8 protein-coding genes are annotated in these 8,416 nt (G+C 36.0%); all 8 read right to left on the minus strand.

Annotated features, from left to right (window positions below; translation table 11 throughout):
- Positions 1 to 18: 18 nt before the first annotated feature.
- The 8 genes from JL001_RS15590 to JL001_RS15625 all read right to left on the minus strand — a co-directional run bounded on the left by JL001_RS15590 (position 19) and on the right by JL001_RS15625 (position 7,239).
- Entirely contained in the window at positions 19 to 741 is a 723-nt protein-coding gene (locus tag JL001_RS15590) for a porin family protein (RefSeq protein ID WP_200977681.1), read from the minus strand.
- A 34-nt stretch (positions 742 to 775) separates the two neighbouring features.
- Positions 776 to 1,420 (minus strand): OmpA family protein, encoded by a 645-nt coding sequence (locus JL001_RS15595; RefSeq protein WP_200977683.1) that lies wholly within the window; start codon positions 1,418 to 1,420, stop codon positions 776 to 778.
- A 19-nt stretch (positions 1,421 to 1,439) separates the two neighbouring features.
- Complete coding sequence (locus JL001_RS15600) at positions 1,440 to 2,273, minus strand: tetratricopeptide repeat protein (protein WP_236252842.1); 834 nt, start codon at positions 2,271 to 2,273, stop codon at positions 1,440 to 1,442.
- Between the two features lie 129 nt (positions 2,274 to 2,402).
- On the minus strand, positions 2,403 to 3,197 hold the full coding sequence (locus JL001_RS15605; protein ID WP_236252843.1) for a hypothetical protein: 795 nt from the start codon (positions 3,195 to 3,197) through the stop codon (positions 2,403 to 2,405).
- 21 nt (positions 3,198 to 3,218) lie between these two features.
- Positions 3,219 to 4,193: a DUF6515 family protein gene (locus JL001_RS15610; RefSeq protein WP_200977686.1), complete on the minus strand. Its 975-nt coding sequence runs from the start codon at positions 4,191 to 4,193 to the stop codon at positions 3,219 to 3,221.
- 11 nt (positions 4,194 to 4,204) lie between these two features.
- Positions 4,205 to 4,939, minus strand: coding sequence for a DUF2092 domain-containing protein (locus tag JL001_RS15615; RefSeq protein WP_200977688.1), 735 nt, complete (start codon positions 4,937 to 4,939; stop codon positions 4,205 to 4,207).
- Positions 4,940 to 5,277: 338 nt separating this feature from the next.
- Positions 5,278 to 6,384 carry a helix-turn-helix domain-containing protein gene (locus JL001_RS15620; protein ID WP_236252844.1) on the minus strand — a complete coding sequence of 369 codons (1,107 nt, stop codon included), beginning with the start codon at positions 6,382 to 6,384 and terminating at the stop codon, positions 5,278 to 5,280.
- Positions 6,385 to 6,579: 195 nt separating this feature from the next.
- Positions 6,580 to 7,239: an AraC family transcriptional regulator gene (locus JL001_RS15625; protein ID WP_200977692.1), complete on the minus strand. Its 660-nt coding sequence runs from the start codon at positions 7,237 to 7,239 to the stop codon at positions 6,580 to 6,582.
- Between the last annotated feature and the right edge of the window lie 1,177 nt (positions 7,240 to 8,416).

Genomic DNA, 8,416 nt, shown 5'->3' on the forward strand with positions numbered 1-8,416 from the left:
TGGTAATTGGTATAGTGTTTATTCTTCCTTAGCAACCTTACCGGCACCAATTGGAATTCCTACATACAAGTAAAATGCTCGATTATTAAGGCTTTCATTCGTATTGTCTTTTAAAATATCCGCAAGGCCTAAGTAATACCTAAAACCGACATTCATTCCATTTCCTTTCATTAGCCTGTAGCCTATTCCTCCAGCTAGGCCATAGTCAAGGGCTTTATAACTGTCCCTGATGTCCTCCGTAAAAACTAGGTCATCTTCATCTTTAATATCAGTGAAGAATTCGTCTTTGGCACCATGTAACAGCCCAAGTTGTGGTCCTGCTTCAATGAAAAACCTATTATCGAATTTATATTTCAGATAAATGGGTACATTAAAATAGCTTAAGCGTCTCCTTATATCTCCCTCGGACATTAGTTCATCTAGGCTTTGTTCACCTACTGGGTAGGTTGGGATTTTATGAGCGCCCAAGGTTGATTTTACAATGACACCTGTGTGGAGATAAAGATGCTCTTCCATTTTGATGTCAAAATAGAACCCCAAGTGAAAAGCAGAAACTGAACTGGAACTTGGAAGTCCATTGATATCTGTGAAAGCCATTCCACCATCTAAACCAAACTCAAGCTTATCTGAATTAAGTTTATCTCCTAACAGTAATGAAATCAATACTTGCCCTTGACTAATTTGAATAAAGGAAAAACTGATAATTAAGAGCAGGGTTAATTTTTTAAAACTAATATTCATTTAGCCTCAGTTTATGTTCAGGTAATGAGTTAGTTTATAAATCACCGGATTGAGCTTGTTCTTGCATTTCACTATTAGCATAAATGGCCATTTCTACACGTCTGTTTTTGGCCCTGTTTTCATCATCATTTGGATATTTTGGCTGAGTTTCCCCATACCATTTTTCAATTAACCTTGACCTGTCCACTCCGTTGTCTGCCAAGAAAGAAGAAACTGCTTTGGCTCTTTTTTCTGACAGTTGCATATTAAACTCATCTGAACCCGAATCATCGGTATGACCTTCGATGAGTATGTTGGTGTCAGGGTATTTCTGGAATACAGGAACAGCATTTATTAGATCTTCCTTGTAACTATCGCTGAGGGTGGCGGAATTGATCTCAAAAGCCAAACTGGCATCAAATGTTACATTAATTCCCTCATCGATTCGCTGCACTTCTGCGGTTGGAATGGCTTGGGCCAACTCTTTTGCTTGTTGGTCCATTTTCTTTCCAATCAAGTTACCTGCGGCTCCACCTATGGCTGCACCTGCTAAAACACCCCAAATACTTCCTTTAGAGACAGCTGCTCCTATCGCTGCCCCACCGGCTGAACCAATGGCTGTACCTTTCTGCTGGTTGTTCCAGTTGGCACAACTTACTGTCACCGTCAATATCAATGCATAAATGATTAAGTTTTTCATCTGATTTATTTAAAGAGGTTTAGTTACATACTAAGGCAGAAAACATGTCCATGCTCATATTCACCCAGCCCAACTCAAGTGCTTTACCAATGTCGGAACATAGGGTGCTTTTCTCTTCGGCCGTCATTGACTTTTTCAATTCCTGTGCTTTACTTGTTCCATATTTATTTTCTACCATCTTTAGGCCTACATTGCTGCGACTGATGTATACCTCAAGAGGATCATGCCCATTTTCCAAAGCTTGGTCATAAGCATCATACGCATCAAGATATTGGTTATGAAAAAGAGCCATGTCACCTTTTTGAAGTAAAAATGAGGTGTTCTCAGAATCCATTTCGATGGCTTTGTCTAAATACATCAAGGCAGTATCCTGTTCATTTAATTGTCTATTGTAGATCCTGGCCATCAGGGCATAGTTATTGGCCCTTTCTTTAGTATTTTGGTTCATCTCCGTGAGTTCGATTACTTTGTCCAACTCGGCTTTTGAACCAGAGGTATCACCTAATCCTTGAAGAGCGATTCCTTTTTGGAAATGCCCTCCTAAACTTTTGTTTTTGCTGACTTTTAAAGCTGCATCAGCCTCTTTGATGGCCCTGTCATACTGGCCCAAGGCGTTATAGGCTTCAGCCTTGCTAATAGATCCCAGTTCCTTGGCGTCTTTCGTCTTACAATTTCCTGAGAATTCATCCAACTTGGCTAATGCCTCAGTGTAAGATTGGGAGTTTAAAAGTGTATTTGCTTCTTCTAACAATGCGCTGCACTTCTTTCCCATTGTAAATGTTTGCGCTTTTATTGAAACGGTACATGTCAGACCAAATGCCATTACTAAAAACATCCGTATTGCTTTTTTCATAATGCTTATGTGTTTTAGATTATAGCTTCTCATTATGAGAGTTTTGATTTTTCTTTTACCGAAAACTCGAGTTGACTTTTCAAGCTTTCAGACCTATTTCATTTTCATCCAAACATCAATTTTTGATGTTTATTTTGGAAACAAGAAGATCAAAACAGCACGCCATCCCCAATCCGCTTTGGCTCCATCAGGAGCTGCCAAATTGAGCCTAGGGCCGATGACAACTTGCGTCTTTTGTTTTCCTAAACTTGTTACAGCACTTAAAGTAGGGTTAAGCCAAAGAGTGCCATTGGAGTTTTTCCAATCTTGTGTCCATTCCATATTGGCTCCCAACCCTGCTCCACTTGGCCAGTTATATACCACAAATGGTTGCACAAACATTTGACTGACATTACTTCTCTCACTTGAGCCAGCTACTGACCATATTTGATTGATCAAGCCGCCCAAGGTCCAACCATTGCTTTGTTTCAAAGCGACAGCAGTTGGCCCTACGCCAAATTTCTTAGTAGTCAAGAAATCATTGGTACCAATAGGTAACAATAAAGCAGGACCAACGCCCCAAGTAAGGTTTTCAGAGTTTTTTGGAGAAAAGAAAGCTGATACTACCGCGTCAGCCAAGCCAGACTGTTTGGTGTTTTCGCCAGTAATATTGTATTGAGTGACCACTGGAACAATAGCTCTAGTAATCATATTCCAATCATCATTGATGGAGATAGGCACTACAGGTTGGATATTTAAGGTGTTTTTGGTGCCATTATTGTTACCAATTCCATAGTCTGTATTGTTTTGAAAAGGCACAGATATAAGTGAGGCAATAGGGTTGGCCAGTTTCTTGGCCAACTCAGCTGCATTATCCTGTGCCATTCCGGCTTGAGTTAGTATAAATGCGAGTAGAACTAAAGTGTATTTCCAAAATTTTTTCATAGTGATGACTTTATAAAATATTTACTCTTCTTCTTGCACATCAGCGACTTCATACTTGTCTTTTCCATCTAACTGAACAGGCTGATAATAGGTGTCACCATATTTTACATAGGTTTGATCTCCTACTTTAACTTCTTCAGCCCCCTCTGGTAAATGTTCGACAACAGCTCCGGAAGTAGGAGGGACTACAGTATATCCATCATCACTTTTTTCATAATAGGTGCCTCCATAGTAGTAATTATTGGTGGTCTCATTGATGACGACATTTTCTGAATTATCTGGAAGTACTTTGATGGTAGCTCCGACAGGTGCCTCCACGACGGTATAACCTCCATTACTTTCCACATAGTACACGCCTTGGTCATAATGATATTTTTGATTTTCAACAGATATCACTATGGCTGTGGCAGCTAAAGTAGCCACAAAAAATCCCCATGGATGCCATACTGGTCCCCAATAGAAAGGTCTGAAAGGGTGATAGTAATAAGGATGGTAACAGTAGTACCTATATCTGCCATAACTGTAAGGAGGTCGGACGTAAGGTCTGGGGTTTCTCACCACAACAGTGCTTCTATTTCTTACATTAATATTGTTTCTGTTGTTGACATTGACGTTGACATTTTTACTATTATCAATGTTGACCCTGTTATTACTGCCTCTGTTGTTGCTTTTGATGTTGGACAAATTATTATTGCTTCCTCGATTATTTCCAATGTTTCTATTGTTTGAATTATTTTGGTTTCTTATGGTCTGATTATTTCTATTAGGAGTTGACCGTTGGTTAAGGTTATTAGGTCTGGATGAGGAGGTTCTAGCCCCTCCATTGATAGACCTTCCACTTGAGGCAGGTCTAGCGGCACTTCTATTTGCAGCTGGTCTTGCAGCGCCTCGGTTGTGATTTAACCTTTGAGCATTAGCTTCAATGGGCATATAAAGCATGGCCATAATTCCTATCGCCAACACAGATTGAATGAGTTTATATATTGATATTTTCATGGTGTTGTGGTTTAGTGTTTAGGAAGGATAGCTATTAATCTTGCTCCTGGAGGAGGTGAGAATTCAAATATGGAAGCAGGAATAACGGGATTAATTTCCCAGTTGGTAAATGTAGCTTCGTATTGAGGGAAGTTTTCTTTATCCTTGTGAATGATCAAAAGTTTGACAGGCAAGTTTGTAGCGTCGTTGGCTACCCAAATTTGGACAATCAAAGAATCATTGGAGGCGGCAATATGAAAGCAGTCTTTTCCATCTATTAGCTTGGATCCCAAAAACTTCAACTTATCGAAATTCTCCAGGAGATCATCAGTAAAAGTAGGGTAGAAGAAATCTGCAGCAGGAAATTCTACATCGTAGTAATAATTCATACTATCAATGGTACTTAGGATATTGTTCGGTGCATTAACTGTAGTATAATTATTTTCACTAAAGGAATAATAAGTGAACACCTCTCCATTATAATAAAAGCCTCGATGTCCATATTGACCTTTTGAATGGACCAACATTTTGTTTGGACCCTGCATATAAACTTCACTATCGTTGTGTTCTTTTTCAGTGCCCACTTCCATATTGGGAGTGTCGACCTCTGTAGTGATAGTATAATAACATGATTCGAGATCCCCTATGACTGAGGCCATATGATCCAAAATAAATACCGCTATAGGGTCGATATCCTCTTCCTGTTCTTGCGCAAAGGAGGAAATAGAGGGAATTGTTAAAACCAGAAATAATAATATTCTTTTCATATCAATTATAGTATTGTTTCAATTTTGGACTATTATTCTTTGGGTATTTTTAAAATCAAGGCTATTAAATTATTACTTTTCATTACAGTACTGAGGAGGCATACTGTGTTTTGGGGTGATTTCAAATTGTTCCGTTTATTTCCCATTTTGCTACAAAAAATCAATGACTTGATCCTGGCTAGAATTGCAGAACTTCTGCATCATCCAATAGAAATTTTATGTAATTATTGAATTAATTTAATTTACTAAGGATTAGTCTAGGAGTATTTAATATAAAATCAATAGCTGCCAATATTTATAGAATTTGGCATATGGGAATATTGTTGTTTTAAAGAGGTCTAGAAAAAATGTTTTATGTAATCAGACGGATTGTAGCCGGTGTGCTTTTTAAATGAAGAAATAAAACTATGTCGATCGATAAAACCACTTTCCTTTGCGAGCAAATCCATAGTCATGTCATGATAGGCTTTTTCTTTGATGATATTTTGGCTGTATTGGATGCGTTTTAAATTGACATAGTCTTGGAATTTAAGTCCGTTTTTCCGCTTCAGATAATCATTTAACTGATCTATTGAAATGCCCAGGTCTTTTGCCAATAGAGAAGGAGTGCAATCTTTTTTTAGATATGGGTGGTAGCTGTTTATATAGACTTCGATGGCGTCTTCATTTACATTTTTTGGTTTGCCCACCATGGTCTGGGGGTAGGTAAATGGGTTGGTTTTTATTTTGGAAGGCAGCTCTTTGTGGCTAATGTCTTTGATTCCAAATAACAGAAATGGCCTAAGAAAAAGAGAAAGGGATAAGAACAATCCACAAATGGCTTCTATCGTAATAGACTCTAAGAAAAATGTCTCATAAAAACCAAACATTTGGAAGATGAAGAAAGGTATAAATAACATTGTTTGAATGACCAAATAAGCCACAGTCCATCGAAGCCAATGAACATTGATATGTATAAAACCTTTTTTGCTGATGTTACGGAGTTTTTGAATCAGATTGACTTCCATGATCCAATAGATAGCCATTTGTATATGCAATGATATTATGATAATCTCTGCTATCCATAAAGTGGGGAGAAAGTATTGATAAAGGGCGATCAAAAAAATACCTAAAGGAAACACAACGTGCACAGAATGTTGCATGTTGAGAGTACTAGCTTTTGCCAATGTATTAAAATAGAGGTAATTCAAAGGCATAAAAATTGAAACAGCAAAAACTATAAATACGTCGAATAGTGAAAAATCAAATGGGGAAGAGCTAGTGTTGTTGAGGAAATACAGGATGTGCCATACGAATAAGGAAAAAAAAGCTATTGAAAGAACCTGTTTGGACTTTTTTTGGCCCTCAACCAAGTTAGGGTACCACCATAAGATGATTGCAATCATCATCGAAGTAATGGCAGCCATAAAATGAATGATTGTGTTCAATGTCAATTGTATTGGCATGGGTTCTTCTAGGTAGTAGTCAGAAAACTTCCGATGTAAAGATTTGAAACACTTCAGTAACTATATGATAAATAATTATTGAGTCTGAAGTGTTAAAAAAAACATCTTATGCCCTAAAGTAATGAAATGACGATTGAATTATGGGTGATATAATGTTTAAAATGCCAAGAATTATAATGTTTTGAAAATCAGTGATTATTTGTATTTTTTTATAAACTCCGAAGGTGTTTTTCCAGCAAATTTTTTGAAGGCTGCGGTAAAAGAATTTCTATTGGAAAAGCCACAGTCGTAGCCTAACCCTTCCAGGGTAATGTTTCGCCATTCTCCTTCAGCAATTTTCTTTTTACAATACTCAATGCGATAACGATTTAAAAAATCACTGAAATTCACTCCTTTTTCTTTATTGATAAAAGAACTCATTATATAAAGAGGGACATCAAGATCTCTTGACAAATCTTTAAGGTTATACCCTTGGTTAAGGAAAGGTTCATTTGATTCAATGTGTTCTGTAAGTTTGCTATCTATCTCAATAATTTTGGCTTTGCTTAAGAATTTTGATGAGTTAGTTGATGAGGCCTTTACTTTTTCTACAGCAGGAATTTTATCATTAATAGGTACTAATACTTTGGAGAGACCATAAAGTAATTCAGGTCTACTAAATAAATAGGCGGCACTAAGAATGATAACAAAGGCACCGGAAAAGTCACTAATGATATGGTTAATTGAGTTTTCAAACGGTGAACTATTATTAATGAAATAGGGGTAAAATAAGAAAAACTGCACACAACAGAAGAAGAACAGCCAGTTTACAGTAGTTTTATTGGCTTCTTTTACATCATTATCTCCATGTCTCACAAACCGGATGATCATCCATATCTGAAGCATCCAGTAAATTCCAAAAGTAATGTGATACAATACGATAATAATTTCTGAAGGAATGATACCAATTTGATTAGAAACACTTGATGTGATGATCGGGTCGTTGATCAAGTTTTGCAAGAAAATGACTTTTTCTTCATGGGGCAAAATCAAATAGGGGATGTAATCAATTATTACTAGTGCGAACGGTAGAAAATGCAAAAGATCTCGCTTTCTTGGGTGCTCTTTTTGTAAAACGGAGCGTATATACAAAAAGGAGAGGGGGGTAAAGAGGAAACATAGGATGTTCCCAAATTTATACATATCAGGCAACTTAAATAAGTAATCACTTCCCATGATTGCTTCCCCTATTAAATTGAGTGTGAGTATAATAAAAGTGAAACTGAGCAATTTTCTGGATTTTTGTTCCGAATTGGGGAAGGCCCACAGTATAACGGCAGTTACAAGACCTACTGTTATGGCTAATAGGTATACAACAGTTAAAGGGTTTATGTTGTTTTCCATAATCTAAAAATATCAATTTTACAATTCAATCAAGAAATAAAATTGCTCTTAGAATTAATGTGATTTCCTTGAGCATCTACTTATTTTAATTAAGTGCTATGCTTTATTTTATAGTTATCTATAATTTAAAAACATAAAAAACTTTGAATCAATTTTCAATAATATAACTACTACAAATATAAAAGAAATAACCAAAAGATAGTTTGTTTATAAAAAAACTTGTTTGAGTGATAATATAAGCTTCAAATGATTGGAAATTGAATACTCCATTTGTTACATTAAATTAAAACTTAATTTGTCCAAATGCACTATTTATACTCGTTTTCAAAAAAATAGTTGTATAAGAAAAATATAGTTTAAGTTAATTTTTTGTTAATTAAAGGATTGAATAGCTTACTGTATTAAGCATATGACCTAATTTTTATTTTGTAGTGATAAAAACTTTGCACATGTCTTACTCATTTTGGATTAGTACTTTAATCATTAACTATTTCTGAAAAACCCAATAATATAATTGCCTGTAATAATTGAAATTAAATTTTAGTTTGAATAAAGCTTTATTGTCAAACATTCAACCTTAAGGCGGGTATTAATTGAGTTTTTTTGCAAATAATTAGCGAATTCATTCAATTCTCTAGCATTTAAATTT

This window comes from Echinicola sp. 20G (assembly GCF_015533855.1).
In the GTDB taxonomy this organism is placed as follows: Bacteria; Bacteroidota; Bacteroidia; order Cytophagales; family Cyclobacteriaceae; genus Echinicola.

Bases quoted from the DNA above. Each gene is read 5' to 3' on its own strand.
- JL001_RS15605 (WP_236252843.1), bottom strand. From the start codon at position 3,197: ATGAAAAAATTTTGGAAATACACTTTAGTTCTACTCGCATTTATACTA.
- JL001_RS15600 (WP_236252842.1), bottom strand. From the start codon at position 2,273: ATGAAAAAAGCAATACGGATGTTTTTAGTAATGGCATTTGGTCTGACA.
- JL001_RS15610 (WP_200977686.1), bottom strand. From the start codon at position 4,193: ATGAAAATATCAATATATAAACTCATTCAATCTGTGTTGGCGATAGGA.
- JL001_RS15620 (WP_236252844.1), bottom strand. From the start codon at position 6,384: ATGCCAATACAATTGACATTGAACACAATCATTCATTTTATGGCTGCC.
- JL001_RS15595 (WP_200977683.1), bottom strand. From the start codon at position 1,420: ATGAAAAACTTAATCATTTATGCATTGATATTGACGGTGACAGTAAGT.
- JL001_RS15590 (WP_200977681.1), bottom strand. From the start codon at position 741: ATGAATATTAGTTTTAAAAAATTAACCCTGCTCTTAATTATCAGTTTT.
- JL001_RS15615 (WP_200977688.1), bottom strand. From the start codon at position 4,939: ATGAAAAGAATATTATTATTTCTGGTTTTAACAATTCCCTCTATTTCC.